Source organism: Erythrobacter sp. JB3-1 (genome assembly GCF_057364995.1).
The window spans coordinates 479,486-505,500 of the sequence record NZ_CP200289.1 but is presented as its reverse complement, the minus strand read 5'-3'; the positions used below and the strand labels follow the sequence as shown (position 1 = coordinate 505,500).

Sequence of the window (26,015 nt, the reverse complement as noted above, 5' to 3'; positions counted from 1 at the left end):
CCGCCAATCCGCGCCCCGCAGCGCGTTATCTATTCAAGGAGCATCACCCATGAAGGGCGATCCAAAAGTCATCGAATTTCTCAACAAGGCGCTCACCAACGAGCTGACCGCGATCAACCAATATTGGTTGCACTACCGCGTGCTCGACGATTGGGGCGTCACTAAGCTTGCCGAATATGAGCGGAAGGAATCCATCGAAGAAATGGAACATGCCGACAAGCTGGCCGAGCGGGTTCTGTTCCTCAACGGCCTGCCCAATTTCCAGGCGATCCACAATTTGCGGGTCGGCGAGACGGTCGAGGAAATTCTGAAAGCCGATATGGCGCTGGAAGAAGACGCGATCCCGCTGCTGCGCGATGCGGTCGAATACAGCGAAAGCGTGCGCGACTATGTCAGCCGCGATCTGTTTGCGCATATCCTCGACAACGAGGAAGAGCACGTCGACTTCCTCGAAACGCAATTCGACATGATCAAGAACATGGGGCTGGAAAATTACGTCCAGCCGCAAAGCAAGGCAGCCGGCGAAGAGTAAGCTCCCAGCGGCCAGATAGCTCTATCAGTCAAGAAGGGCGGGGCGGCTTAGGCGGCTCCGCCCTTTTCATGTCTGGCCGATAGTGATGGCAGTATATCGACTCTCGCGACTAGCTCCCATCATCAGGCGTGGCTTTGTCCGATTGGCCAGCGGAGGCCACAAGTGTCTCTCTCGCAAAATGCAGTAGCCCCGTGGTCAGAAATCCCATGGTCGCTATCCATGCGCCCGCGATCAGCGTCCCGATTTGAGGCCGGATAAAGGCGCTGATGAACAGCATGATAATCACTACACAGATCGATAAGGCCGCAGCGGTGCTGAACATCACAGCCCGCTGAACTAGGCGGCGGCGGCGGCGCAGCCGGGTCAGCTCGCGCTGTTCGCGGGTCGTGCGGTCTTCGGACAGGCGCTCTTCCAGCCGTTCAATTCGGCCCGCGACCCAGATCAGCCGCGCCATCATCACATTCATCACCGCGCCAATCCCTGCGAGCAGAAATGCCGGTGCTAGGCTGAGCCGGACGATTTCCTGCACGCGCATGGTACTGGAGGTGCGCTCGATCAGGTCAGAGGCAATATCGGAAGAGGCAAGCAGGTCGAGGAGCATAGCTACGATCTGATAGTGGCAACGCAAACTCAGGCAAGGGTTGGCTTTTCGCGCTCGCTAAAATTCCTTGCCGGTGAGGCGATGGTCGAAGCTCTCTGGAACTGTAGTGCTCTCTTCAAGGCATGAACTTGTAACCGCATTTTCGTAGCGTTTCCGCTGGATAGCTTGGACCAGGTCTTGCGGTGCGAATTCTTTCTTGCGTCCCTTGTTGTTCCAAAGGGTTCGGCACTCCTCTGAACCGGCAATGCGAAAGGTTTGTCCTAACGGTTTGATACCAGACATCAGAGCGCGCGGGCCTTCCCAAAATATGGACCGATCAGGCTTTACCGTCACTGAGGTCACGTTTGGCAGTTGTAGCAATGTCTCGCACCGTGCGTCGCATCCGGCAAACGCGCCGTGCTTTTCAGAGCGTTCGTAGTCGAAGCTCTCGATCAAGATGTCGCCCGAAAAAAACGCAGAGTCCTCTTTTTCGATGCGGCTCTTATTGGGAATTTTGGCCCTTCTGTCGAAATTCCGAAGATCGAACCAGCTCCGGATGGAAGGTAGCGGATCACGATAAGTGGGCCCTGGGCCAGTGAAATCGAATCTACTGATTGGTGGTTCACCGGCCTCTTGAATGACCTTGGGATCTTCAAAAAGCTCCGGACCATATTTGTAAAATGCAGTAAGTGCTAAGCTACCTATAAAGGCGAGCGCTATTGCCATTGAAAAGGCATCGGCCGGTGGCATGCGGTTTCTCAAGCCGCTCGCAAGTACAGCTACAGTCAAACTGAACACAGCGACCGTAGCACTCAGATAGTAGAACACGCAAAAAGCGAACAGGATCAATGAAAAAAGCGGTGCGAACCAGATCAAATCTGGTCCAGCTTGACCTTCTCGGGTATGGATAGAGGTCTTTGCTAACATGTCATGGAGATATACTCAGCATCGGCCAACTGCAAATTTGGGCATTAACCGTATTTGCCAAGCAGCCTAGGTCTTATCAGCTCCGCCGCTGTAATTGCCGCCTCCGCCGCGATTGGCATTGTAGGGGTTCTTCGGGCTTTTCAGCGATACGCGCACCGGCACGGCGTCAAAGCCGAGTTTGGAGCGGATGCCGTTTACCAGATAGCGTTCATAGCTGGTCGGGAGCACTTCCAGACGGCTGCCGAACACCACAAAGCGCGGCGGGCGGGTGCCGACCTGGGTGATGTAGCGCAGCTTGATCCGGCGGCCCTTTGGTGCGGGCGGCGGGTTGTTGGCCAGCGCATCGTCGAACCAGCGGTTGAGCGCAGCGGTGGGCACGCGCTTTGACCAGCTCTCGCGAATTTCAAACGCGCCGGACAGCATGGTGTCGAGCCCTTTGCCGGTCTTTGCAGACACAGCAAACAGGGGCAGTCCGCGAACCTGCGCCAGACCATCATCGAGCGCGCGGCGAATGCCGTTGAACAATCCACTGGGGTCCTCGGCAATGTCCCACTTGTTGATGGCGATCATTAGGGCGCGGCCTTCTTCCAGGCACATGCTGGCGATCTTGAGGTCTTGGTGCTCAAGGCCCTGCGTCGCGTCGAGCAGCAATACGACAACCTCGGCAAAGTCGACCGCGCGGCGCGCATCGGCGACGGAGAGCTTCTCCAGCTTCTCTGTCACATTGCGCTTTTTGCGCATGCCCGCGGTGTCGATCAGACGGATCTCTCGCGTCTCGCCGCTGTCGGGATCGGTCCAGTCCCAGTCGACCGCAATCGAATCGCGGGTGATCCCGGCCTCTGGCCCGGTTAGCAAGCGGTCTTCGCCGAGCATCCGGTTGATCAGTGTCGATTTGCCAGCATTCGGACGCCCAACGATTGCCAGCTTCAGCGGGCCGAGCGGGGCCTCTTCGCCTTCATCAAGCGCAAACTGCGCGGCGGCCTTTAGAGCCTCGGCCTTGTCTCCGATCAACGGCCATAGCGCACCAAACATGTCGGCGACGCCTTCGCCATGCTCTGCGGAAACCCCGATTGGCTCGCCCATGCCAAGCGAGTAGCTTTCCAGAATGCCGTCTTCGCCCTGCTTGCCTTCGGCTTTGTTCGCCACGAGCACGACGGGCACTTTCTCGCCCTTGATCTCGCGCTGTTCGCGTAGGAACCGGGCGACCTCTTGGTCGAGCGGGGTTACGCCCGCGCGCGCATCAATCACGAACAGGATCGCATCCGCGCCTTCGATGCTGACCTCGGTCTGCTGACGCATGCGGCCAGACAGGCTGTCGGGATCTTCGTCTTCCCAACCGGCGGTGTCGACCACGGTAAACTCTAGCCCGGCGAGCTCCGCATCGCCCATGCGGCGATCACGGGTGACGCCCGGCTGATCATCGACCAGCGCGAGCTTCTTGCCCACCAGCCGATTGAACAATGTCGATTTGCCGACATTGGGCCGGCCAATAATGATGACTTGCGGTTTATCTGTCGGTGTCATGATGCTGTCCTTACCGCTCGCGCGCTGTCCTGTTCAGGCCTGCGCCGCAGCAGCGGTGTAGGCGAGCGGCGGGGTTTATTCCGCTTTGGCAATGGGCGGGTTCTCGCCCAGGTCTTCAAACCATGCCTCAACCGGGCCGTTCAATTTGATGGTCAGCGGCTGGCCTTTACGGTCCACCGTCTTGCCCGCCTGTACGCGCACCCAACCTTCGGAAATTGAGTATTCCTCAATGTCGTTGCGCACGCGGTCCTTAAAACGAATGCCGATCCCGCGCTGCAGAACCTCTGCATCGAAATGCTTGCTGCGAGGGTTCACAGACAGGTGATCGGGCGGCGTGTCGGCGGTGGCCGTTGGCTTTGTTTCTTCAGTCATGCTCTTTATCCAAATCCAGAGATTGCCCACGCTTATATTCTGGCCACTCACGGCGATGTGCGCATGGGGTGGCCAAAGGCGGCGGGGACAAGCGTTTGAAAGTTCTGAGGCGTCCATAGTCGCAGGTGCGCGGCGGAACAAGATCGTTCCGCTTGCCCTTTTTCGCGCACCAGACTAGAGGCGAGCGCAATGCGCGCGGGGGCCGGTTGGTTTCCCGCGCGGCTTCGTTCAATCAAGCGGGCGTGGCGGAATTGGTAGACGCGCTGGTTTTAGGTACCAGTATCGAAAGATGTGGGGGTTCGAGTCCCTTCGCCCGCACCAATGTTTTTCCGCGCCGGTGTTGAGAATTCGCATATCAGATGCGTGTCGTAATGGCGTTTAAGTGTCTGAACTTACGAGATTGTTGAGAAGGTTTCAGTTTTTCCAATGCAGACCAAGCAAACCACCAATGAAGGCCTGAAGCGCGCCTATCAGATCACTGTCACCGCCAAGGAATTGGCGCAAAAGATCGACGCAGAGATCAAAAAGGTCGCCCCTCAGGTGCAAATGCCCGGCTTCCGCCCCGGCAAAGTGCCAGCCAATCTGGTGAAGAAAATGCACGGCGAACAGCTGCATGCGCAGGTCGTGAACGACACGATTCGCGATTCGCTGGAAAAATTGCTCACCGATGAGGGCCTGCGTCCTGCGATGCAGCCTAAGGTTGAGCTGGCTGAGGGCTATGAAGAAGGCAAAGACGCCGAGATTTCAGTTGAGCTGGAGATTCTCCCAGAAGTTGAAGCGCCAAGCATTGACGGCCTGACGCTCGAGAAACTGGTTGTCCCTGTGAAGGACGAGCAGATCGAAGAAGCGCTGCAAGGGCTCGCGGGTCAGAACAAGAGTTATAAAGACGCCGCCAAATCGAAGAAGGCAGCGGACGGCGATCAGCTGATCATCGATTTCGTTGGCAAGCTTGATGGTGAAGAGTTTGAAGGCGGCAAAGCCGAAGACGCGCCATTGGTGCTCGGCTCTGGCCAGTTTATCCCAGGCTTTGAAGAGCAACTGACGGGTTCAAAAACCGGCGATGAGAAGACCATCGACGTGACCTTCCCTGAAGATTATCAGGCCGCGCATCTCGCCGGTAAAGCGGTTCAGTTCGACATCACTGTTAAGCAAGTGAAGGTCGAAACCGATACCAAGATCGACGATGATTTTGCGAAAAACCTCGGCCTTGATGATCTCGATAAGTTGAAAGAGATCATGAAAGGTCAGCTGGAACAGCAGACCGCCGGTCTCACGCGTACACAAATGAAGCGCGCTTTGCTCGATCAACTGGCAGCGGGTCATGACTTTGCCGTTCCAGACAACATGGTCGATGCCGAATTTGAGCAAATCTGGGCTCAGCTTCAGCAAGAAGCCGCGAAGGAAGAGAAGCCGGAAGAGGCTTTAAAAGAAATCGAAGCAGAGAAGGACGAATATCGTTCCATCGCCGAGCGCCGTGTGCGTTTGGGCCTGCTGCTGAGCGAAATTGGCCAAGCCAATGGCGTCGAAGTGACCGCGCAGGAAATGCAAATGCTGGTGCAGCAAGCCGCTCAGCAATATCGCGAAGAAGATCGCGAACGTTTCATGCAGTACATTCAGCAAGAGCCAATGGCCGCTGCTCAGCTGCGCGCACCGCTCTATGAAGACAAAGTCGTCGACTTCCTGTTCGACAAGGCTGAAGTCACCGAGCGCGAAGTGACGCAGGAAGAGCTGCAAGCCGCGATCGAAGCGGACGAAGCAGCCGACAGCAAGCCAGCCGCGAAGAAGAAGGCCCCGGCCAAGAAAGCGGCTGCGAAGAAAACTCCGGCCAAAAAGCCAGCCGCGAAAAAAGCGCCTGCTAAGGCTGCGGATAAGAAAGAGCCAGCGGCCAAAAAGGCACCAGCGAAAAAGCCAGCGGCTAAGAAAGCCCCGGCGAAAAAGGCTGAGCCTGCCAAGAAAGCGGCTGCCAAGAAGCCAGCAGCGAAGGCGGACGCAAAGCCAGCGGCCAAAAAGGCACCTGCGAAGAAGAAATAATTCGTCGGGGGCCTTCCTTGCCCTCGCATTTTGGCGGGGCGGGCGACCAGAAAATTGCCGAAACAATACGAGCCGTGATCCAGAAAATGGGTCACGGCTCGATTGCGTTTGCGCGCGGCGTTCAGGCTAAGCCAGCTTTCTCAACGCGTTCCTAACCCATCCTTAACCATGTGCCGCTATCCCTAATCCAATCTTAGGGCAAATTACGTAGGCATTCCGTCTCGCGTGGCTTCAGGGAACAATGGGTGAGCATGCATCATGAGTAACACGTTCAGCATGTCGTGGCTTAAAAGGCGCTTCGAAGGCGGATCAATCAATGCGCAGATTGGGCGTATGTTCAACTTGTTTGCGCTGCTGGTTATCGTGCTCGGTGCAGTTGCCACCGTTGGTGCGGTTCGAATGGAGCAGCGATCCTCAAAACTCTATGACAAGACCGAAGTTGCCTTCCTGACCGCCAGCATGGACCGCAACGTGAACGTCGCGAAGAACTGGATGGGCGCGTATCACTCTCGTGGACGCGATCCCGAGTTCATGGAAAACGCGATTGAGCGAGTTGAAGACACGATCGATATGAATGAGCGCCTGGCCGAAGCTGCAGGCTCGATCGATCAAACCTACTTGGCGCAAGCCAAAGAAGTCGAAGCCGGTCTCCAAAACTTCTCTGCGATCCTGGCAGAGGTGCGCGCTGCACCGGATGAAATCATCGATCAGGAAGCGTTCCTTGGGCCGAAGTACGACGCCATCGACGTCCTGCTTGACCAAATTGTTGCTATTCGAGAGGATGTCGCCGCTGAGGTGCAAGTCTCATCTGGCCAAAGCCTGTTTGAAATTAAGGCGCTTATCGCTGCTCTTGTGGTTGGGCTGCTTATTGCGCTTGGACTGGTGTTCTTGGGCAAACGCCTTGTTGCCAGAAACGTTGTCGCTCCGATTGTTGAAATCAGCGATGTCAGTGAACGCATCGTGGCTGGTGAATTTGAGCTTGAGATCCCAGCGTCAGAGCGCGACGATGAAATTGGCACTCTGTCGTCTGCTCTTACTGTTCTGCGCAGTGTCCAATCTGAGGCGGACGCCAATGCTAAGCTTGAACTTGAGCGTGAGTTGGTCCGCGAGCGTGAGCTCACAGAAGAGCGTGAGCGTGCGCAAGAAGAGCAGCGTCAAATGCTCAAATCACTGGCCAACAAGTTTGAAAAAACTGTCGGCGATGTTGCCGCCGGTGTTGCTGCCGCATCCAGTCAAATGGAAGATTCGGCGACCAATCTGGCGCGCAATGTGGAATCTTCTTCTTCCACGGTTAGCGCCGCCAATTCCAGTTTGAAGCAGGCATCTGACGGTATCACTGGCGCTGCCTCCGCCTCTGACGAATTTGCAATGTCGATCAATGAAGTGAGCCGCCAGGCATCCTCTTCATCTGAGCGTGCTCGCAAGGCTTCTGAAGCGGCTGCGAAGGCCGATGCAACCATCTCTGAACTGACCGGTTCAGCCGATCGCATCAGCCAAATCGTTGAAGTGATCGCCGGGATTGCCCAGCGCACCAATTTGCTCGCGCTGAACGCCTCGATTGAGGCCGCACGCGGCGGCGAAGCGGGACGCGGCTTCTCTGTTGTGGCATCGGAAGTGAAAGAGCTGGCCTCGCAAACAGGCCGCGCGACCGAAGAGGTCGAAAGCCTGATCCGCGACATGCAGGATGCGACCGGCGAAAGCGCCAATGCGCTGGCATTGATCTCAACCGAAGTGGTTGCTCTGGAATCAACCGCCACTGCGATTGCCAGCGCGGTTGATCAGCAAGCGGTTGCTGGCCAGGATCTGGCGCAAAGCATCGATCTGGCCGCCCGCAACACGCAAGACATCAGCGCAACCATCGAAGATGTGAGCGAGGTTTCCATGACCGCGGGCAGCACAGCGACGCAAATGCTCGCCAGCTCGCAGGAAATGTCACTTCAGTCTGAAAAACTGCGCGAGCAGGTTGCTGAATTCCTCAAGCAGGTGCGCGCCGCTTAAACCCGCGCATCGGCGGCAGCTTAGCGAGCTGCCAGCTTAACCTATGCACGGCACAAATGCCGCCGGCTGGATTTCCTTTCCAGTTTGGCGGCATTTGCGCGTGCATTACCGTGTCCGATCACGCAAAAAGAAACTGTGATTGAATGCACAGGTGAAGGTTAAGGCCCTTGAACATTTTCCGTGTGCCCCCGACATAGCAGAACCGAGATAAAGAAGGACCACCAGCACATGATCAACCTGTTCGGCAATTCTGGCGAGACGCACGGCACTCAGGGGCAGTTTACCCGCGATCCGCTAACCGGCGCATTGGTGCCGATGGTGGTTGAGCAAACCAGCCGCGGCGAACGCAGTTTTGACATCTTCTCCCGCTTGCTGCGCGAACGCATCGTGTTCGTCACCGGCCAGGTGGAAGATGGCATGGCCTCGCTGATCACCGCTCAGCTGTTGTTCCTTGAAAGCGAAAATCCATCGAAGCCGATTTCGATGTACATCAATTCGCCCGGGGGCGTTGTGACCGCTGGCATGGCGATCCACGATACGATGCAATACATCAAACCGCGCGTTTCGACCGTGTGCATGGGCCAGGCGGCCTCTATGGGTAGCTTCCTGCTCGCTGCGGGTGAGCCGGGCATGCGTGTTGCACTGCCAAATTCGCGGATCATGATCCACCAGCCATCTGGCGGTGCGCGCGGCATGGCCTCTGACATTGAGATTCAGGCGCGTGAGATCCTGCGGATCAAGAAGAGCATGAATGATCTCTATGTGAAGTACACGGGCAAGAAACTGTCTGAGATCGAAAAGGCGATGGACCGCGACACCTTCCTAGAAGCGGAAGAGGCGATGAAGTTCGGCCTGGTCGATAAAGTGTTCGAAACCCGTCCAGAGGGCGACTCGAGCGATGATGAGAAGGGTTCGGGCGGCGCGCCAGAATAAGGCGCAGGGTCTGAACTGCAATTTGGGCGCTGATGGCCGAATCGCGATTAAGAATCGCCAGTTCGGCTTCCCAAGCCGGGACACAGGCGGCCAAAGTGCGACTTTAAAGACGCCAAAACGGGGCAATTGCCCAAAAAGAGCCGCGTTAATGTTGATTCACAACCGGCCCTATATATTGTTGAGCGAATCCCCACCGGGCACTCGGTTTGGTAATTGGATTACAAGCGGTGTAGTTTGAACCAGTGCGAGTGAAGTCCCAGGACAATAGGAAATGACCAAGTTGAGCGGAACTGACAGCAAGAGCACCCTGTATTGCAGCTTCTGTGGGAAGTCGCAGCATGAAGTGCGCAAGCTTATTGCCGGGCCAACCGTGTTCATCTGTGATGAATGCGTTGAGCTGTGCAACGACATCATTCGTGAAGAAACGAAGGCTGGCATCGCTGGCAAGAAAGAGGGCGAAGTTCCAACGCCTTCGGAAATCTTCGCGACGCTTAACGATTATGTGATCGGCCAGGACAGCGCCAAGCGCAATCTCGCGGTCGCGGTTCACAACCACTACAAGCGCCTGAAACACTCCGGCAAATCGGACGGTGTTGAGCTGGCGAAATCCAACATCCTGCTGGTCGGTCCAACCGGCACGGGTAAGACATTGCTCGCGCAGACGCTGGCGCGCACGTTCGACGTGCCGTTTACCATGGCGGATGCGACAACCCTGACAGAGGCGGGCTATGTCGGTGAAGATGTTGAGAACATCATCCTGAAGCTGCTGCAATCGTCCGACTACAACGTCGAAAAGGCGCAGCACGGCATCGTCTATATCGATGAGATCGATAAGATCACCCGCAAGGCTGAAAACCCATCGATCACGCGCGATGTATCGGGTGAGGGCGTTCAGCAGGCGCTGCTGAAGCTGATGGAAGGCACCACCGCTTCTGTCCCGCCGCAGGGCGGCCGTAAGCACCCGCAGCAGGAATTCCTGCAGGTCGACACCACGAACATTCTGTTCATCTGCGGCGGCGCGTTTGCGGGCCTTGATAAGATTATCGCTGACCGCCTGCAAAAGCGCTCAATCGGCTTTGGCAATCATGTTGCCGACCCGGACAAGCGCAATGTTGGCGAATTGCTCGAGCTGAGCGAGCCAGAAGATCTGCTGAAATTCGGCCTGATCCCTGAATTCGTCGGCCGTCTGCCGGTGATTGCGACGCTGCACGATCTTGATGTCGATGCGTTGGTCACCATCCTGACGGAGCCGAAGAACGCCATTTCCAAGCAATATGGCAAATTGTTCGAGCTTGAAGATGTTGAGCTGACCTTCACCGAGGACGCGCTCAAAGCGATCGCGGAACGCGCGATCAAGCGTAAGACCGGTGCGCGCGGCCTGCGCTCAATCGTCGAGGGTATTCTGCTCGACACGATGTTCGACCTGCCCGACCTTGAAGGCGTGACCGAAATTGTGGTCGATGCCGAAGTGGTCGAGGGCAAGAAGGCTCCGGTCCAGGTTCTCGGCGGCAAAGACGACGAGAAGGAAGAGGCGGCTTAGTAAGTTAGTCGCCAGACTTCGCTAGTGAGTAACGAAGCCTCAGATACGGAAGAAGCGCAACTTCCGGCGGCTTTGGAAGTGGCTGTTGGGATGCTTCCCGACGCTATTCGTGAAAAGACCTATTCGATGATGCTCCGCTTTGTTGGCGCAAAGGTGGCACCCAAGCTATATCAGCAAATCACTGACGAGACTGACACGGCGCGTGGTCGTGCGATAATAAGTGATGGGCTAGCAAATGAGGTGCTGAAGCAACTCAAGGCTGATCCTGAAGAACTTGCTAGAGCTGCAGAGCGATTTTGGGGCGATAGGCTCATCAAGCAACAGAACCTTGAAGTGGTCGTCGGTCGAGCCGGCAAGGAAATAGAGCAACAAGCAGATCTGATCGAGAATGTATCAGATGAGGAGATTTCGGAGGACTGGCGGCTAAGATTCACATCGTTTGCCGAAAATGTCTCTGACCCTGAGATGCAGTCCGTTTGGGCTAGGCTGTTGGCAGGCGAATTCAAAAAACCAGGGTCCTTTTCTTTTCGGACCTTGCGCTTAGTTTCCGAAATGTCTTCAAATGCAGCTAGGATCTTCGAAGAGCTTGCTCAGTTTAGGTGGGGAAGTGATGCTCTTTTGTGTGCGGACGAAAAATGGACCCAAGGGGAGCTCTTTGGCAAAGCAAAGCTTCTAGAAGACTGGGGTCTCTTGCTCGACTCTCCGGGAAACACATCCCGAATTGCAAGAAAGAGTGCTGGTGATCTATACTTTTTCGCGAATGATCCTTTCGTAGCTGCGATTGAAATTCCAGATGGTCCCAAGGAAATTAGTGTTTCAATCGCCTTGCTGTCGCGCCCCGGTTGCGAGTTGATGGAGCTGTTGCCCCCGGTGGATCCACGCGTTGTGCTTCGCAGTACTATCCTGCAGATCAAGAAAGATTATCCCCGCGCTGTTCTCGGCAAAATTACTTCAAGCTCATCTCCCACCCCATTAGAAACAGTCTTTCAGAGTCCGGACCCCACGAACTAAAAACCCCGCTTAGCCGATTGCTCAGTCAAGCGGGGTTCTTGGTTTGCGCTGCTGCGAGTGGGAGGGAAGGGGAATTCCGCAGCAGCGCGAAGGGGGATGCGAGTGTTCTTATGCGGGGAGGAACACACCGTCGGTCACGTGGATGACGCCGTTTGAGGTCATGACGTCGGCGGTTGTCACGGCTGTTGAGCGACCGGCTGCGTCAGTGATGACAACGGTGCCGTTGTCGAGGCGCGCGGTCAGCTTGCCGCCGGATACGGTTTCGATTGACGCTTCGCCGCCGTGCTTGTTGATCAGGTTGACCAGATCACCTGCGGTCACTTTACCTGCCACTACGTGATAGGTCAGGATGCCAGTCAGGGTGTCTTTGTTTTCCGGCTTCACCAGCGTCGCAACGGTGCCCTTGGGCAGCTTTGAAAAGCCTGCGTCGGTTGGGGCGAACACGGTCAACGGACCCGGGCTCGACAGGGTCTCTACCAAGCCCGCCGCCTGCACAGCGGCGACCAGAGTGTTGTGCACGCCGGTGCTTTGAGCGGTGCCAACGATGTTGGCGGCTTCTTTCTTGGCGCCGTGATCGTGGGCGGCGATTGGCGCTGCCGTGGTCAGCGCAAGGCCAGTGGTCGCGGCGATGGCTGCGAGTGCGGCGGCTTTAACTTTTGAACTCATCGGGGTCTTAGGCATTAGGGTTCTCCTTGTCCGCAAGACCTCCCGTTCTTGCATGGTGGGAGCTACGCAAGAGCCACTGGGGCGGATGCGAGAAACATGAAAATTTTTCCGTAAGCCATGCGAAAAATATACTGAAATGCCGCGAATTCCGCGGCTTTTATGGAGTTCTTAAGGGCTGCGAAATTAACCCTTGTGAGAGCCGTCATCTCGATTTGGGACGCGTCCTTGTGCGCGATTGCAAGCGGGCGGTAGGCGGTGTGTGACAGGGCTGCACAACTCCCAATATCAACCGACGGACCTATAGCCCTCGATGCCCCATTCGAAGCCTGCCCAGCACTATAACGATATCGACGGTATGCGGTCGGTGCTGATGTTCCTGTCGGTCGCGCTACATGCGGCGACGGTTTACGCGCCCGCGCGTCCCTGGATCACCAGCAATACGCAGCGGCATGAGTTCTTTGATTGGGTGATCTTTGGCCTGCATCTGGTGATTACCCCGACGTTCTTCTTCGTCGGCGGGTTCTTCACCGTCCTGATGCTGGCGCGCCGCACACCGGGCGGCTTCCTGCGCAACCGCTTTATGCGCACTGTCATTCCGCTGATCGCTATCGCGCTGTCGTTCAACATGCTGGAGCATTACTTGCGTTGGAACGACAAGACCGGTGAGAGCGGCCTGATGCGCTGGATCGACAGCGGCGGTTTCGCGCAGATCTGGGCCAGTGGGGAATGGTCGCTGCACCTTTGGTTCCTGGTCAGCCTGGTGCCGATGTTTATCCTCTCGGCCATTGTACAAGCGGCAATCCCAAAAGATGCGGCGGTCCGATCGGCTGCGCTGCGCCTGGTGGACCGCGCCGCTGGCTGGCTGAATTCGAGCTTGGCCTTTGCCCTGTTCGCGATCGCGCTCGGCGCGGCCAACACCGCGAATTTCGCAGTCGCCAGCCAAGTGCCCGGCGCTTATGATCTGCTCTTCCCCGGCTTTCAAAGCTGGTACAAGCTGATCAGCGAGTTTCCCTTCTTCGTGCTCGGTGTGGCCGCTGCGCTTTCGCCCAGCCTGATTGAGCGGCTGCGCACCTGGCGCGCCTGGATGCCGCTTGCCGCGGCGCTTGCCTTTGGTCTCCAGCCCTATTCAGACCCAGAGCAGGGCTTTGCGCTTGGCATGGTCATGCTGTTCCTAAGCCAATTGGCGATTTGGACCTTGGTGCTATTCCTGATCCAGTTCTTCTACCGCTATTTTTCGGCCGACAGCTTGCGCACCCGCTGGCTCGCGGACAGCGCGCTGTCGATGTATCTGTTCCACCATTGCCTAGTTTATGTTTACGGGCGCGGGTTCACTCAGGTGGACTGGCCGATTGCGCTGGAATGGGCGCTGCTGACCGTCGCTGCTGCGGCGACGGTGATCGTGCTGCATGAAACCATGATCCGCCGTTTCGCGCTGCTGCGGCTGTTGTTCAATGGAAAGACGGATGTCGCCGCGATCCGCAAGGTGCCTGGTTTCTGGCAGAGCTTTGGATTGCCCGGCCTAAAACGCGCGGGCGGTGATGTGAGCGAAGCGGGCGGAAAGCCTGCGCTCTAAACTTGAGTGAAAGCGCCCTGAGCAACCACAGGGCCAGCATCCTGATCCGCTGGCTTGCCGCCAATCGGCTCGCGCGTCAGCACCAGCTCCACGCCGCTGCCCATATTCTGAGTAATGTCCGCTGGCAGGGTCACACTGCGAACCTCGCCCGGCGTCACGACGCCGAGTGATTGCAGCGCGCTGCCATCTGCTGGGACCAGCCACAGTTCGTGATCGTGAACGCCGTCTGCGGTGAGGCCAATCGCGCCCACGAGCATGCGCTCGCTCTCTGGCATGTATGTCACATCGAGGCGCAGGCCGGTGTCGCCAATCGGCACTTGCGCGACCAGCGGATCGGCCGCCGCGATTTGCGGGGCCTCTGTCGCGCCGGGCGTTGGAATGGTCTCCGTGCCAGCGGGCAGGACGACCAATGCGAGCGCCGCGACGGCCGCTGCGGTGGTAAATGCGCTGACCCATTGCCAGCGGCGAACTTTGCTCTGCAATTCGACCACATTGGCACCGTCTAGGCCCGATGCTTGCTTGCCTGATGCGGCGAGGACGCGGGCTTCAATTTCGCCCCATACATCCGCGCTCGGCTCTGCACCGGACATTTCGTCGGTCCACGGAGCGAACCAATTGTCCCACCATTCCTTGCGCCAGGCAAAGTCGGGATCGCTGGCAAGTTTTCCGCGCGCGGCAAGCAATTCCTCGCCTTCCAGCAGACCGAGCGAAAACTCCGCCGCCAGCATCGGATCGTCGCGCTTGATATCCTCGCGTTCCATGTTGTTCTCGTCGCTCATTCGCTTGCCTCCAGGCAAGCGCGCAGGCGTTGCAGCCCGCGGCGGATCCAGCTTTTCATCGTGCCCAGCGGAACATCGGCCGTGTCGGCCAGCTCAGCGTAAGTCTTTCCATCGAAGAACGCCGCGCGAATATGGCCGCGTGCGTTTTCGTCGAGCCCTTCAATGCAGGTGTGAATTTGTGCGGTTTGCTCCGCATCGACCAGCAGGCTGTCGGCCAATGGCGCCTGATCGGGGAGGGAGCGGCCTCTTCCACAGGCACAGCGCCGCCGCGTACCTTACCCGTGCGCAAGCGATCAATCGCGCGGTTGCGCGCGAAGGTCGCCAGCCACGATATCGGGCTCGCTCGGGTGGGATCATAACGATCCGCCCTTTGCCATAGATTTACATAGACGTCCTGCAACGCGTCCTCGGCTTCTTTCCTGTCGCCTAAGATACGCAAGCAAATCCCAAACAGTTTCACCCGAGTGGCGCGATAAATATCTTCTAGCGCGCTGCGGTCACCCTCGGCCAGCCGCGCCATCGCCGCTTTTAGGGCCTCGCGCGCCTCCGCGCTGGCCGGTGTGTGACCGTCCGCCATCAGCAGCAGCCCGCGTCATCGCGCTGGCGGTGGATCTGGATTGTGGTGTGGCTGATGCCGAATTTCTGCTCCAGCTGGCCGGTCACCGCGCGCAGAAAGCCATCGTCAAATCCGCCAGGCGCGACCAGATGCGCCGTCAGCGCGGTCTCGGTCGTCGACATTGGCCAGATATGCAGGTTGTGCACTTCGTCCACTCCATCAAGCTCTGCCAAATGACGCCGCACGTCGGCTTCGTCAATCCCAGCGGGTACGGCGAGCAAGCCCATTTTGAGGCTGTCCTTCGCCAGCCCCCATGTTCCCCATGCGATTACGCCAACAATTACAAGTGTGACAAGTGGGTCAATCCACACCGATCCGCTGTAAATAATTGCAATTCCTGCGATTACCACGCCGAGTGAGACCAGCGCATCGGCCGCCATATGCAGGAATGCGCCGCGAATATTGAGGTCCGATTTGCTTCCGCGCATGAAGAGCAGAGCGGTGACGGTGTTGATCACAATGCCGATCCCGGCAACGACGACCATCACCATGCCTTGCGGCTGGGCCGGTTCAAACAGGCGGTGCGCGGTCTCAAACAGGATCGCCCCAATCGCCATCGCCAGCAGCAGCGCATTGGCTAGCGCGGCGAGGATGGTCGAGCTTTTGAAGCCATAGGTGTAGCGCGCGCTGGCGGGCTTTTTCGAGGCGATATGGGCGACCCAGGCCAGGATTAACGCCAGCACATCGGACAGATTGTGGCCCGCATCGGCGACCAGCGCCATGGAGCCCGACAGAAAGCCGTAGGTCGCCTCAATAACGACAAAGATCGAATTGAGTGCGATGCCGATGGCAAATGCCACGCCGAAATCCGCCGGTGCATGGCTGTGCGTGTGATCATGACCGTGGGCATGACCGTGCGCGTGATTATGCGAATGTCCCTGCCCCATTGCGTTATTCGTAAACGCAATCATCCAGCCCGTCACGCTTTACGACATTGATGCGGGTGCGGATCGTATTCCCGTGCCGGGCCAGCCAGCCGCTGGGTGCGACGACGGCGCGCTTCTTGGGCAGGGGCAGGGCGGCGGCCATCCGGGCGGCCTCAATCGGTTCGAGCCGCGCGGCGGACTTGCCAAAATATCGCTGCGCCCCGGCCTCCGCGCCATAAGTGCCGATCCCGGTCTCTGCGACGTTGAGATAGACCTCCATAATCCGCCGCTTGCCCCAGATTTTCTCAATCGCAAAGGCAAAGTATGCCTCCAGCCCTTTGCGGAAATATCCGCCGCCTTGCCACAGAAACACGTTCTTGGCGGTCTGCTGAGATATGGTGGAGCCGCCGCGTATCCGCCCGCCCTTGGCGTTGTATTCCAACGCCTTTTCAATCGCTTCGGTGTCAAAGCCGGTGTGCGTGCAAAACTTGCTGTCCTCCGCCGCGATCACGGCGGCGACCAGATTGGGATCGATATTGTCGAGGCTTTCCCAATCCTTGGTGATGGAGTTTTCATCCATCATCATGGTCGCGGTGATCGGCACGGGCACGAATTTAAACAGGACGATCAGCGCCAGCGATATCCCGAAAAACCACGCAAGAAACTTGGCGGTAAAGCGTAAGAGAAAGGAGAGGGTGCGGCGCATAGCAGCACCGCATCTAATTGCTCTTTGTTTGCGGCGCAATCACGCACGCCTTGCGATCTGTGCGGGGCCATGCTTGAACCTGAAGCCAACAGGTTTCCGGGAGACAATTCAATGCATTTGCTTCGCACCGCCGCTTCTGCCGCCACGCTCGCCGTCGCGGCGTTTTCGGTTCCTGCCTCAGCGGACAATCACAATTTGGCGCAGGCGGTTGAGGCGGATTACGACAGCTATCTTGAGCCGCTGTTCGTCCACTTCCATAAGAACCCAGAACTGTCCTTCCTCGAAGGCAAGACTGCGGCCCGCATGGCGGAGGAATTGCGCGCGGTCGGGATTGAGGTGACGGAGAATGTCGGCGGTACCGGCGTGGTCGGAATGATGCGCAATGGGGAGGGGCCGCTGATCCTGCTGAGGGCGGACATGGACGGCCTGCCAGTGGTGGAGAAATCCGGCCTCGAATATGCCTCCACGGCGACGCAAATTGGCCAGGACGGTCAGGAATATCCGGTCATGCATGCTTGCGGCCATGATGTGCACATCACCTCAATGGTCGGCACGGCGCGCCGCCTGATGGCGATGAAGGATCGGTGGAGCGGCACGATCATGTTTGTCGTTCAACCAGCGGAAGAACGCGTTGGCGGGGCGAAGGCGATGCTGGCCGATGGATTATACGAGCGCTTTGGCAAGCCTGACTATGCGCTGGCGTTCCACGTGAATTCGGGCCTCGCCACGGGCAAGCTGTCGGCATCGGAAGGCATCCAATATTCCAGCGCGGATTCGGTCGATATCCTGGTGCCGGGCGTCGGCGCGCATGGCGCGAGCCCGCACCGGGGCAAGGACCCGGTCTATATCGCATCGCAAATTGTCACCGCGCTGCAATCGATCGTCAGCCGCGAGGTTCAGCCGCTGAAGCCCGCCGTGATCACCGTCGGCTCTTTTCATGCAGGCTCCAAGCACAACATCATCTCTGACCGCGCCGAGCTGCAATTGACCGTGCGCGCCAATGATGAGGAAACGCGCGCGCAATTGCTTGAGACGATTGAGCGCATCGCCGTTGGCATGGGCAAGACGCACGGTCTGCCCGATGATCTGCCGGTGGAGGTTAAGGTGAGCGAGGGCACTCCGGTTACCAACAATGACACGGAGCTCGCGCGCCGCCTGAACGCAGTGATGAAACGCGACCTTGGCGAGGACACGTTTGAGCCGTGGGAGCAAAAGGGTATGGGCGCGGAAGACTTTGCCTATTTCGTGACCGAGGAACTGGGTGTGCCGGGCTATTACTTCACAGTCGGCGGCACCCCTCAGGCGGCGTTTGATGCGGAAGACAATGGCGGCCCCGCAGTGCCATCGCACCACTCCCCGCTGTTCAAGGTCGCGCCGAGAGAAAGCGTGACGCTGGGCACACAGGCGATGATTTCAGCGGTGCTGGATTTGGCGGGGTAAGGGTCTGCTGGCCTTGTAAAAGCAAAATCGTTCGAACCCTTGTATTCGTTTCGAGAAGTGCATCATACCGAATAGAATAGGAATCCCATGTCTATTGAAGCGTTGATAAGCATGATGCCTCCGCCCAAATTTCCGCAACACAATACCGGCGATTTTGAGGGGATCGAATTGAAATTGGGAACCAGGCTGCCCCACGATTACAAACAGTTCGTAGAGTTTTACGGGACAGGCCGAGTTTGCGATTTCCTTGACGTTTTCAACCCATTTGTTGAACATCCACAGATCAACCTTATGAAAAGGCAGGAGGATTTGCCTTATTTGCTCAAGCAAGTGGTTTGGTCTGATGGTAGTGCCGTTGATGTAAAAAATCTGGGTTTGCTGCAGATGGCCGGAACTGACAATGGAGATGACTTATACTGGAACACCACGGGCGCAGCCGACGATTGGACCTTTGTAGAGCGCCGCGACCGTGACTGGCAGCTAGTAGAACGCTCGATGAATTTTACCGGGTTTCTCGTTGCAATGTTGAGCGGAGAATTCGACAGTTGGAACGAGGTGGGGTTGCAGCAACCGCCTTCCTTTACGCCCTATGCGATGGGCGAGTAACCCACCACGGAAGCTGCACTCTGTGCCTTTATTCTCCTAAGCGCATTTTTGGTGTCATCCTGAACTTGTTTCAGGGTATCTGGCGCGACTTGGTGCTGCATCGGCGGGGGTTATTCCGGACCAACTCCGGAATGACGGGTGAAGATACCAAAAAAGGCGGCCCGAAATGGACCGCCTTTCATGTTCTTGTTATCAGACCTAAGTCTTACGCCACTCCAGGCAGCAAACGCTCACCCGCGATCCGCTGCATTGCTTTTTGCAGTTTTTCGAAGGCGCGCACTTCGATCTGGCGGATGCGCTCGCGCGACACTTCGTAAACCTGGCTCAGCTCTTCGAGTGTCTGCGGTTTCTCGGTCAGGCGGCGCTCGGTCAGAATGTGCTGCTCACGCTCGTTCAGGCTGTCCATCGCCTCAACCAGCATTTCGTGGCGCACATTGGCTTCCTCAGCATCGGCAACCATCTCATCCTGCAAAGGGCGATCATCGGTCAGCCAATCCTGCCATTCGCCAGAGCCGTCTTCGCCATTGCGCATCGGCACGTTGAGGGAGCCATCACCGCCCATCATCATGCGGCGGTTCATGTTGATGACTTCCTGCTCCGGCACGCCGAGATCGGTTGCGATCTTGGTCACGTCCTCTGGTGACAGGTCGGTGTCTTCGTAAGCCTCAAGCTGCTTCTTCATCCGCCGAAGGTTGAAGAACAGCTTCTTCTGAGCGGCGGTGGTGCCCATTTTCACGAGCGACCAGCTGCGCAGGATAAACTCCTGCATAGAGGCCTTGATCCACCACATTGCGTATGTCGCGAGGCGGAAGCCGCGATCGGCTTCGAACTTCTTCACACCCTGCATCAAGCCAACATTGCCCTCTGAAATGAGGTCACTGACCGGCAGGCCATAGCCGCGGTAACCCATGGCGATCTTCGCCACGAGCCGCAGGTGGCTCGACACCAGCCGAGCTGCTGCCTCAGGGTCTTCATGTTCTTGATAACGCTTCGCGAGCATATATTCCTGCTCAGCGGTTAGCACCGGGTATTTCTTGATTTCGGACAGGTAGCGATTGAGGCTTTGCTCGCCGCTCAGGGCCGGGACTGCACTTTTCGTCTTACTCACTGTTTTCCTAACCTTTCTTGCGTCAACCCGCCTTGCAGGACCTCTGATGAGCATCCGTTTTTCCGGGTCACTCGGTTACATATACGTTGATTGGATATGTTTTGCTTCAACTTTCATCGATTAAAACGCCCCAGTTCGTCGATTAGTTCCCGCATATCCTCCGGTAAATCCGCGCTAAACCTTAGTTTTTCGTTAGAAACCGGATGGAGAAAGCCCAATTCCGCCGCATGCAGCGCTTGGCGCGCAAACTTTAGCGAAGTGAGCAGGGATTTCAGCGTCTTGGGCGTCTTTCCGTATGTTGGGTCTCCTAATAAAGGATGGCCAATTGATGCACAGTGAACGCGGACCTGATGGGTCCGGCCGGTTTCCAGCCGGCATTCGATCACCGCGCTCGATTCGAGCCGGTCCAGGACTGTATAATGGGTGACCGCGTGTTTCCCGCGCGAGGAATTTTTGTCGAGCACAGCCATTTTCTTGCGATTGGCGTCTGAGCGCCCGATTCGCTCGTCAATTTTGCCCTCTTTTGCCGCCGGACGGCCCGCGCAAACCGCGATATAGCGGCGGTGCAGCGAATGGTCTGCAAACTGCTTGGCGAGGCCCTCATGCGCGGCGTCCGATTTGGCGACGACCAGCAGGCCAGAGGTGTCTTTATCGATCCGGTGAACGATGCCGGGGCGCGCGACCCCGCCAATGCCGGAAAGCCCTCCCTTGCAATGGTGCAGCAGGGCATTGACCAGCGTGCCATCCGCATTGCCCGCCGCCGGGTGGACGACCATTCCGGAGGGCTTGTTGACCACGATCAGGTGCTCGTCCTCAAACACCGCCTCAATCGGAATGTCCTGCGGCTGAGCCTCCGCCTCGCTCGCGGCGGGGACGTGGATGGCGAATGCGTCCCCGGTCTTCACCTTGGCGCTGGGAGAGGTGGCCGGCGCGGTGCCCAGCGTCACCCGGCCATCCGCAATCAAAGCCTGCACCCGCGCACGCGACAGCTCTGTGGCCTCGGCCAGCGCTTTATCGAGCCGCGCTGCGCTGGAAATTGTACCGGTGATGACTTGTGGGCCTGACATTCGCGTCCTTTAGCCGTCTGCCCTGAGCTTGTCGAAGGGCTGCACTTTGGCTAGCCGATACACATGCCGTTCTGGACTTACCTACTGCATTGCAATTCCGGGAAATTCTACGCCGGTCACACCGACGATCTGGAGCGCCGCATTGCCGACCATAAGGCCGGACGCTTTGCGGGTTTTACCAGAAGTTACCAACCGGTTGAGCTTGTTTGGTCGCAAGAGTTCACAACGCGCGCTGAAGCGAAGGCCTCGGAAAAACAGATCAAAGGTTGGTCACGCAAGAAGAAGCTCGCGCTGATCCGCGGTGACTGGGATGAAATATCTCGGCTGGCAAGAAGCAAAGGCAGCCCTTCGACAGGCTCAGGGCAGGCGGAGATTTTCATAGCGCGCGGCGTATCGGCCGAGCTGGCCCGCGCAGCCCGCGAAGCGCATCCGCAGGAGGCATGCGGGATACTGACCGGGAATCGCGTCCAAAACGGAGCGGAGGAAATCACCGGGTTCATTCCAGCCCGCAATGTCCACCCTTCGCCGGAAACCCATTTCGAGATTGACCCGCAGGCGCTTATTGACGCGCACCGCGCCGCGCGCACTGGCAATGGCCCGGAGGTTCTGGGCTATTTCCACTCGCACCCGACTGGGCCAGCGCAGCCCTCTGAGACGGACATCGCCATGTCAGCGGGCGATGGAATGATCTGGGCCATAGCGGGCCTGAGTGAGGGCGGGCGGACTCTCGGCCTTTACCGCGCGGTGGAAGGCGGCTTCGAATTGCTTTGCAGACAGCCTTTGGAGGGCTAAGGCACTCATATGACTTCGCCAACTGACCTCGCGAGCCTGCTGTGCTCGCGTCTATGCCACGATATGCTCTCTCCGGTGGGCGCGCTCGCCAATGGGCTGGAATTGCTCGCTGAAGAGCAAGACCCCGAAATGCGCGAGAAGGTGGTCGAGCTGCTGGAGCAGAGCGCCAAGATCAGCACGGATAAGCTCAAATTCTTCCGTCTCGCCTTCGGCGCAGCGGGCGGATTTGGCGAGGCTGTGCCGGTCGAAGAAGCGCATGATGTGATCTCGGCGCTCGCCGCTGACGCCAAAGAGGTGACGCTCAATTGGGCCATCACCGAGAAGACCCTGCCTAAGCCTGCGGTGAAAGTGATGCTGAACCTGGCGCACATTGCGCTCGATGCGCTGATCCGCGGCGGGACAATGGATATTGGCGCAGAATTGCACGAGGGCAATGTTGAGATCGTGGTCCGCGCGAATGGCAATCGGATCGCTTTCGATGAGAATATCGGCAGCGCGTTGCAAGGTGAATTGAAACCGGCGGAACTCTCAAGCCGCACGGCGGCGGCGCATATGATTGCGATGCTGGCGGAAGAAAACGGCGGCGGTCTGCAATATAAGCTCGATGACAACGCTCTGGTGATGGGCGCGGTTATGCCTCAGCCCGCCGGGATGATCGGCTAAGCGCATGGGCGGGCCGGGGCAGGGGCCAAAACCGACTTCGGGCACTGGCGATGAGCTGGTTCATGCAGAGCGGCTCTCCCCCAATTTCAACGACCGCAAAACGGCGATCAGCATGCTGGTCGTCCACTACACCGAAATGGAAAGCGCCGAGGCCGCGATAGAGCGCCTGTGCGACGAAGAGGCGGGCGTCAGCGCCCATTATCTGATCAGCGAAGACGGTGTCGTCACCCGGCTGGTGCCAGAGGAAAAGCGGGCCTGGCATGCGGGCAAAAGCTATTGGCGGGGCGAGACCGATGTGAACTCTGCCAGTATCGGGATTGAGCTTGACCATCCGGGGCACGGCCTTGGCTACCGCGCATTTTCCGAGGCTCAGATTGAGGCGCTCGTCCCGCTAATGGCGCGCATCGTGAAACAATATGACATCCCGCGCGCCAATGTGATCGGCCATTCCGATGTCGCGCCCGCGCGCAAAATCGATCCGGGCGAGCTGTTCCCGTGGGATCGGATCGCGCGTTACGGCCTTACCCTCGCCAAGCCAGACAAGCTGGAGCTGGGCGATCCGTTCGACAATGACGGCGCGTTTTACCTCGCTCTGGAACGCTATGGCTATGACATTACCGATGGCATTAAGGCGGTTGAGGCGTTCCAGCGCCGCTGGCGGCCAGAGCTGATCGACGGCGTCATTGATGGACAAATCGGCGCAATCCTGTTTCAATTGCTGCTCGACCGGGATCGGGGGATCTCGCGCTAACGCGGACCACCGCAAACGCGCGCCGAAATGTAATTTTACAACTTAGCCCAGCGCTATGGTGAATTCTGCGTTAAAGGTGCCTCACAGACGGTTTTGGTCGTCGAGAATGAGACGGAGGGATCAATAATGACAAGAAAACTATTCGCCGAATTTTTCGGCACGTTCTGGCTGGTGTTCGGAGGCTGCGGTTCAGCGGTGCTCGCTGCGGCTTTCCCTGAATTGGGGATCGGTTTCGTCGGCGTATCGCTGGCCTTTGGCCTGACCGTTTTGACCATGGCTTACGCGGTTGGCGGCATTTCAGGCGGCCACTTCAACCCTGCTGTCTCGCTCGGCCTAGCCGTAGGTGGACGTTTTTCCTGGGGAGAACTGATCCCATATTGGGCAGCGCAAGTGCTGGGCGCATTTGTCGCATCGGGCATGCTGTTTGTCATCGCCAGCGGCGCAGCCGATTGGAGCAGCGCAGGCGGCTTTGCTTCAAACGGCTATGGTGAATTGTCACCGGGCGGCTATTCGATGAACGCCGTGCTGATTGCAGAGGTCGTTTTGACGGCGATGTTCCTGATCATCATTCTGGGATCAACTTCGCCAAGGGCCCCGGCCGGCTTCGCCCCGATTGCGATCGGCCTTGGCCTCACGCTCATCCACCTGATCTCTATCCCGGTCAGCAACACCTCGGTGAACCCAGCGCGGTCCACCGGCGTTGCCTTCTATGCTGAGACCGGCGCTGTGGGTCGGCTGTGGCTGTTCTGGGTCGCACCGCTGGTCGGCGCGGCGATTGGCGCATTGATCTGGAAATTCCTGATCTCGCCAGATGATAGCCTTGCGAACGTCGGCGGCGAGGGCGAATAAGCCCAAGCCTCCATAAACATTACAATCAAAGGGCTGGCTTTCGCAGGAAAGCTGGCCCTTTGTTTATTCAGCGCGCTTCTCTATAGCGCCACTCGTCAGGGGGCCAAGGCAGCCGCGTTCCTTCGACACGCTCAGGATGAGCGGGTTTGGAGGTGCGAGGAAAGTCCGGGCTCCACGAAGCAAGGGTGGCGGGTAACGCCCGCCGAGCGACCCCGGATTTGATCCGGGGGAAGTTCAGGGAAAGTGCCACAGAGAGTATACCGCCGATGGACCCTAAAGGTCACAGGCAAGGGTGAAAGGGTGCGGTAAAAGCGCACCGGGGCCTTGGTAACACGGCCCGCATGGCAAACCCCACCCGGAGCAAGGCCAAATAGGGGTCTCGCGCCGTTTTGCGGCAGGAGCGCTTCGCTCTGAGAGACCCGGGTTGGCTGCTTGAGCTGCGGAGCAATTCGTAGCCCAGATGAATGGTTGCCGCCGCGCGGCTGGTCCCCTCGGGGAAACCGCGCGCGGAGACAGAACCCGGCTTATGAGGCCCCCTGATGAATGTTTTTTTGTTTCGTAGTCGCATCCGCGACTACGTCCTCGCTATACGCGCAGCACAGCCGCGCCCGCTGCGGGCGGGCATGCGCCCTTGCGGCGCTGCGCGCCGTGCTCCGCGACCAAGCCAGCCGCAAAGCTCCAAGGGGCTTGGTGCCAAACTGATGGCTTGGAATGGTTCGGACCCGGTAGGGTCCGCAAGGGGCCTGTCCCCGCCCGCAGCGATGCGGCTGCAAGCCGTATGAGCGAGGACATCGCACATCGGATGATGTGCGGAACAAAAAGACCCACGTCACCCTGAACTTGGTTCAGGGCCCATCCCCCGCACGGCCAACAAGGCACGGAACCGGCGATGGATGCTGAACTGAATTCAGCATGACGAGTTTGGTAAGGACACATCGAAAGGCGACCTTATCGTAGAGCCACTGTTGGTCACTCATTCATCGCTCTTATCCGGTCTAGGATTTTCTCTTTGTATTTGAAGATATCGATTGGCGAGGCAACAAGATGGAGGTTCTCGTTTTTCTCCTCGTCAAATGTTCCTAGATGCTTGGTCGTCGGAGAGTTGAAACGTAAGCGTACGATCGGATTGCGGTTGTTGTCGTCTAGCAAGATTGCGCAATAGGATTTTGAGTCGCGCATCACGATTCGATCTGGATCAATCAATTCTGACCCAATGGAGCGTACGATATTGAAGCCTTCAATCTCTTCTGCCGTGGTTTCGATTTCAGAGGCGCTGGCTGGCTCATCATCTGGTTCTTCGCGCATTGCTGAAGACCATTTAGCATCCAATTTTGCACGGATCATAGCGTGAAAAGCATTGGGAATATGCCTAGCGATTGCCGATTTAATTCCAGGAGATAACCGACCATCAACCACTTGGGACGCGACTAGCTGAACCATTTTTTCTGACGGGTCAGCCAGCTCACGCTGCAAGACTTCTACCACGCCGCTCTGCATTTGCATGTTCGCTGCGGCTTCGGCTGCCGCAGCAGCGTCAAAACCATCACGTTGGAATTTCGCCACTTCCCGAGCATCGCTTTTACTTAGATTGTAAAGGTCAATTTCAAGGAATGGTTCATCGTCCATCCTGTTTGGCGCGTTCAAATCACTATAGAACTTGTAGGTCACACCGTTTGTGAGGACTGCAAACTTCGCGTCGGATGCACCGTAATAGCGATAAAGCTGAGACGCGTGACGAAGAGATAGATCCGAGCTGGTGGCCTTGCATTCGACAAGAATCGCAACTTCATCACCGACCTTGAGTGCATAGTCGACCTTTTCGCCCTTCTTACCGCCCACATCACAGGTGAATTCAGGCACTACCTGGCTCGGATCCGACAGGTCATATCCAAGGGCCTCTATGAAAGGGTTTACTAGTGCAAACTTTGCCGCTTCTTCTGTTTCAAGAATTTCAACGTGCTTTCGAGCTTTTTCGCCCAGCGCTTCAAGCCTTGCTTCAAGTTCCACTAAATGCCCCTTTAAAAAATCACTATGAAGTAGTAATGACTACATTAGTGATACAATTTCAAGGCCTCTTGAATGTTT

Annotated in this window: 24 protein-coding genes, 1 tRNA gene, 1 other RNA gene and 1 pseudogene; 15 read left to right on the top strand and 12 right to left on the bottom strand. The window is 57.6% G+C overall.

Annotated elements, in window-relative coordinates:
• The first annotated feature begins 49 nt into the window (after nt 1-49).
• On the top strand, nt 50-532 hold the full coding sequence (bfr, locus tag AC0V6M_RS02470; protein WP_486137285.1) for a bacterioferritin: 483 nt from the start codon (nt 50-52) through the stop codon (nt 530-532).
• Nucleotides 533-641: 109 nt separating this feature from the next.
• Here bfr and AC0V6M_RS02465 read toward each other — a convergent pair whose 3' ends face one another.
• From AC0V6M_RS02465 to AC0V6M_RS02450, 4 genes are all read right to left on the bottom strand, one after another.
• Nucleotides 642-1,133, bottom strand: a complete 492-nt coding sequence (locus AC0V6M_RS02465; RefSeq protein WP_486137284.1) for a DUF2721 domain-containing protein — start codon at nt 1,131-1,133, stop codon at nt 642-644.
• Nucleotides 1,134-1,190: 57 nt separating this feature from the next.
• Nucleotides 1,191-1,988: a hypothetical protein gene (locus AC0V6M_RS02460; RefSeq protein ID WP_486137283.1), complete on the bottom strand. Its 798-nt coding sequence runs from the start codon at nt 1,986-1,988 to the stop codon at nt 1,191-1,193.
• Nucleotides 1,989-2,105: 117 nt separating this feature from the next.
• Nucleotides 2,106-3,563, bottom strand: a complete 1,458-nt coding sequence (der, locus tag AC0V6M_RS02455) for a ribosome biogenesis GTPase Der (RefSeq protein ID WP_486137282.1) — start codon at nt 3,561-3,563, stop codon at nt 2,106-2,108.
• A gap of 75 nt (nt 3,564-3,638) precedes the next feature.
• Entirely contained in the window at nt 3,639-3,935 is a 297-nt protein-coding gene (locus tag AC0V6M_RS02450) for a DUF3297 family protein (RefSeq protein ID WP_486137281.1), read from the bottom strand.
• Between the two features lie 236 nt (nt 3,936-4,171).
• On the opposite strand from AC0V6M_RS02450, the gene AC0V6M_RS02445 reads away from it, so the two are divergent.
• From AC0V6M_RS02445 to AC0V6M_RS02420, 6 genes are all read left to right on the top strand, one after another.
• Nucleotides 4,172-4,256 (top strand) — tRNA-Leu (locus AC0V6M_RS02445).
• A gap of 105 nt (nt 4,257-4,361) precedes the next feature.
• Complete coding sequence (gene tig, locus AC0V6M_RS02440) at nt 4,362-5,966, top strand: trigger factor (RefSeq protein WP_486137280.1); 1,605 nt, start codon at nt 4,362-4,364, stop codon at nt 5,964-5,966.
• Nucleotides 5,967-6,224: 258 nt separating this feature from the next.
• A complete protein-coding gene (locus AC0V6M_RS02435; RefSeq protein WP_486137279.1) occupies nt 6,225-7,964 on the top strand; it encodes a methyl-accepting chemotaxis protein in 1,740 nt (579 codons plus the stop codon).
• 228 nt (nt 7,965-8,192) lie between these two features.
• Nucleotides 8,193-8,897, top strand: a complete 705-nt coding sequence (locus AC0V6M_RS02430) for an ATP-dependent Clp protease proteolytic subunit (RefSeq protein WP_486137278.1) — start codon at nt 8,193-8,195, stop codon at nt 8,895-8,897.
• A gap of 271 nt (nt 8,898-9,168) precedes the next feature.
• Complete coding sequence (gene clpX, locus AC0V6M_RS02425; protein WP_486137277.1) at nt 9,169-10,437, top strand: ATP-dependent Clp protease ATP-binding subunit ClpX; 1,269 nt, start codon at nt 9,169-9,171, stop codon at nt 10,435-10,437.
• Nucleotides 10,438-10,461: 24 nt separating this feature from the next.
• Complete coding sequence (locus AC0V6M_RS02420; RefSeq protein WP_486137276.1) at nt 10,462-11,448, top strand: DUF2806 domain-containing protein; 987 nt, start codon at nt 10,462-10,464, stop codon at nt 11,446-11,448.
• Between the two features lie 108 nt (nt 11,449-11,556).
• On the opposite strand, the gene AC0V6M_RS02415 is transcribed toward AC0V6M_RS02420, so the two are convergent.
• The gene (locus AC0V6M_RS02415; protein ID WP_486137275.1) at nt 11,557-12,129 is read right to left on the bottom strand and encodes a fasciclin domain-containing protein; all 573 of its coding nucleotides are present in this window, start codon (nt 12,127-12,129) and stop codon (nt 11,557-11,559) included.
• A 295-nt stretch (nt 12,130-12,424) separates the two neighbouring features.
• Between AC0V6M_RS02415 and AC0V6M_RS02410 the strand changes: the two genes are divergently transcribed.
• The gene (locus tag AC0V6M_RS02410) at nt 12,425-13,687 is read left to right on the top strand and encodes an acyltransferase family protein (RefSeq protein WP_486137273.1); all 1,263 of its coding nucleotides are present in this window, start codon (nt 12,425-12,427) and stop codon (nt 13,685-13,687) included.
• Here the strand turns inward: AC0V6M_RS02410 and AC0V6M_RS02405 are convergent.
• From AC0V6M_RS02405 to mtgA, 4 genes and pseudogenes are all read right to left on the bottom strand, one after another.
• Entirely contained in the window at nt 13,684-14,466 is a 783-nt protein-coding gene (locus AC0V6M_RS02405) for an anti-sigma factor (RefSeq protein ID WP_486137272.1), read from the bottom strand. The genes AC0V6M_RS02410 and AC0V6M_RS02405 overlap by 4 nt on opposite strands.
• A pseudogene (locus AC0V6M_RS02400) lies at nt 14,463-15,043 on the bottom strand (sigma-70 family RNA polymerase sigma factor). The gene AC0V6M_RS02405 and the pseudogene AC0V6M_RS02400 overlap by 4 nt, the downstream one beginning before the upstream one ends.
• Nucleotides 15,043-15,993 (bottom strand): cation diffusion facilitator family transporter, encoded by a 951-nt coding sequence (locus AC0V6M_RS02395; RefSeq protein WP_486137271.1) that lies wholly within the window; start codon nt 15,991-15,993, stop codon nt 15,043-15,045. The pseudogene AC0V6M_RS02400 and the gene AC0V6M_RS02395 overlap by 1 nt, the downstream one beginning before the upstream one ends.
• Nucleotides 15,974-16,654 carry a monofunctional biosynthetic peptidoglycan transglycosylase gene (mtgA, locus tag AC0V6M_RS02390; protein ID WP_486137269.1) on the bottom strand — a complete coding sequence of 227 codons (681 nt, stop codon included), beginning with the start codon at nt 16,652-16,654 and terminating at the stop codon, nt 15,974-15,976. Before mtgA ends, AC0V6M_RS02395 begins: the two co-directional genes overlap by 20 nt.
• 111 nt (nt 16,655-16,765) lie before the next feature.
• Here mtgA and AC0V6M_RS02385 point away from each other — a divergent pair, with 111 nt between their 5' ends.
• Nucleotides 16,766-18,094: a M20 metallopeptidase family protein gene (locus AC0V6M_RS02385; RefSeq protein ID WP_486137267.1), complete on the top strand. Its 1,329-nt coding sequence runs from the start codon at nt 16,766-16,768 to the stop codon at nt 18,092-18,094.
• Nucleotides 18,095-18,181: 87 nt separating this feature from the next.
• Complete coding sequence (locus AC0V6M_RS02380; protein ID WP_486137266.1) at nt 18,182-18,700, top strand: SMI1/KNR4 family protein; 519 nt, start codon at nt 18,182-18,184, stop codon at nt 18,698-18,700.
• Nucleotides 18,701-18,905: 205 nt separating this feature from the next.
• On the opposite strand, the gene rpoH is transcribed toward AC0V6M_RS02380, so the two are convergent.
• Both rpoH and AC0V6M_RS02370 read right to left on the bottom strand, forming a co-directional pair.
• Nucleotides 18,906-19,808: an RNA polymerase sigma factor RpoH gene (rpoH, locus tag AC0V6M_RS02375; RefSeq protein ID WP_486137265.1), complete on the bottom strand. Its 903-nt coding sequence runs from the start codon at nt 19,806-19,808 to the stop codon at nt 18,906-18,908.
• Nucleotides 19,809-19,921: 113 nt separating this feature from the next.
• The gene (locus tag AC0V6M_RS02370; protein WP_486137264.1) at nt 19,922-20,875 is read right to left on the bottom strand and encodes an RluA family pseudouridine synthase; all 954 of its coding nucleotides are present in this window, start codon (nt 20,873-20,875) and stop codon (nt 19,922-19,924) included.
• A gap of 63 nt (nt 20,876-20,938) precedes the next feature.
• On the opposite strand from AC0V6M_RS02370, the gene AC0V6M_RS02365 reads away from it, so the two are divergent.
• The 5 genes from AC0V6M_RS02365 (at nt 20,939) to rnpB (ending at nt 24,473) form a co-directional block, all read left to right on the top strand.
• Entirely contained in the window at nt 20,939-21,667 is a 729-nt protein-coding gene (locus AC0V6M_RS02365; protein ID WP_486137263.1) for a Mov34/MPN/PAD-1 family protein, read from the top strand.
• A 9-nt stretch (nt 21,668-21,676) separates the two neighbouring features.
• Nucleotides 21,677-22,330 (top strand): histidine phosphotransferase family protein, encoded by a 654-nt coding sequence (locus AC0V6M_RS02360; RefSeq protein ID WP_486137261.1) that lies wholly within the window; start codon nt 21,677-21,679, stop codon nt 22,328-22,330.
• A gap of 4 nt (nt 22,331-22,334) precedes the next feature.
• Nucleotides 22,335-23,081, top strand: a complete 747-nt coding sequence (locus AC0V6M_RS02355) for an N-acetylmuramoyl-L-alanine amidase (protein ID WP_486137260.1) — start codon at nt 22,335-22,337, stop codon at nt 23,079-23,081.
• Nucleotides 23,082-23,207: 126 nt separating this feature from the next.
• Nucleotides 23,208-23,930 (top strand): aquaporin Z, encoded by a 723-nt coding sequence (aqpZ, locus tag AC0V6M_RS02350; RefSeq protein WP_486137259.1) that lies wholly within the window; start codon nt 23,208-23,210, stop codon nt 23,928-23,930.
• Nucleotides 23,931-24,026: 96 nt separating this feature from the next.
• Nucleotides 24,027-24,473: RNase P RNA component class A (gene rnpB / locus AC0V6M_RS02345), an RNA gene on the top strand.
• A gap of 426 nt (nt 24,474-24,899) precedes the next feature.
• On the opposite strand, the gene AC0V6M_RS02340 is transcribed toward rnpB, so the two are convergent.
• Nucleotides 24,900-25,937, bottom strand: coding sequence for a type I restriction endonuclease (locus tag AC0V6M_RS02340; protein ID WP_486137258.1), 1,038 nt, complete (start codon nt 25,935-25,937; stop codon nt 24,900-24,902).
• Between the last annotated feature and the right edge of the window lie 78 nt (nt 25,938-26,015).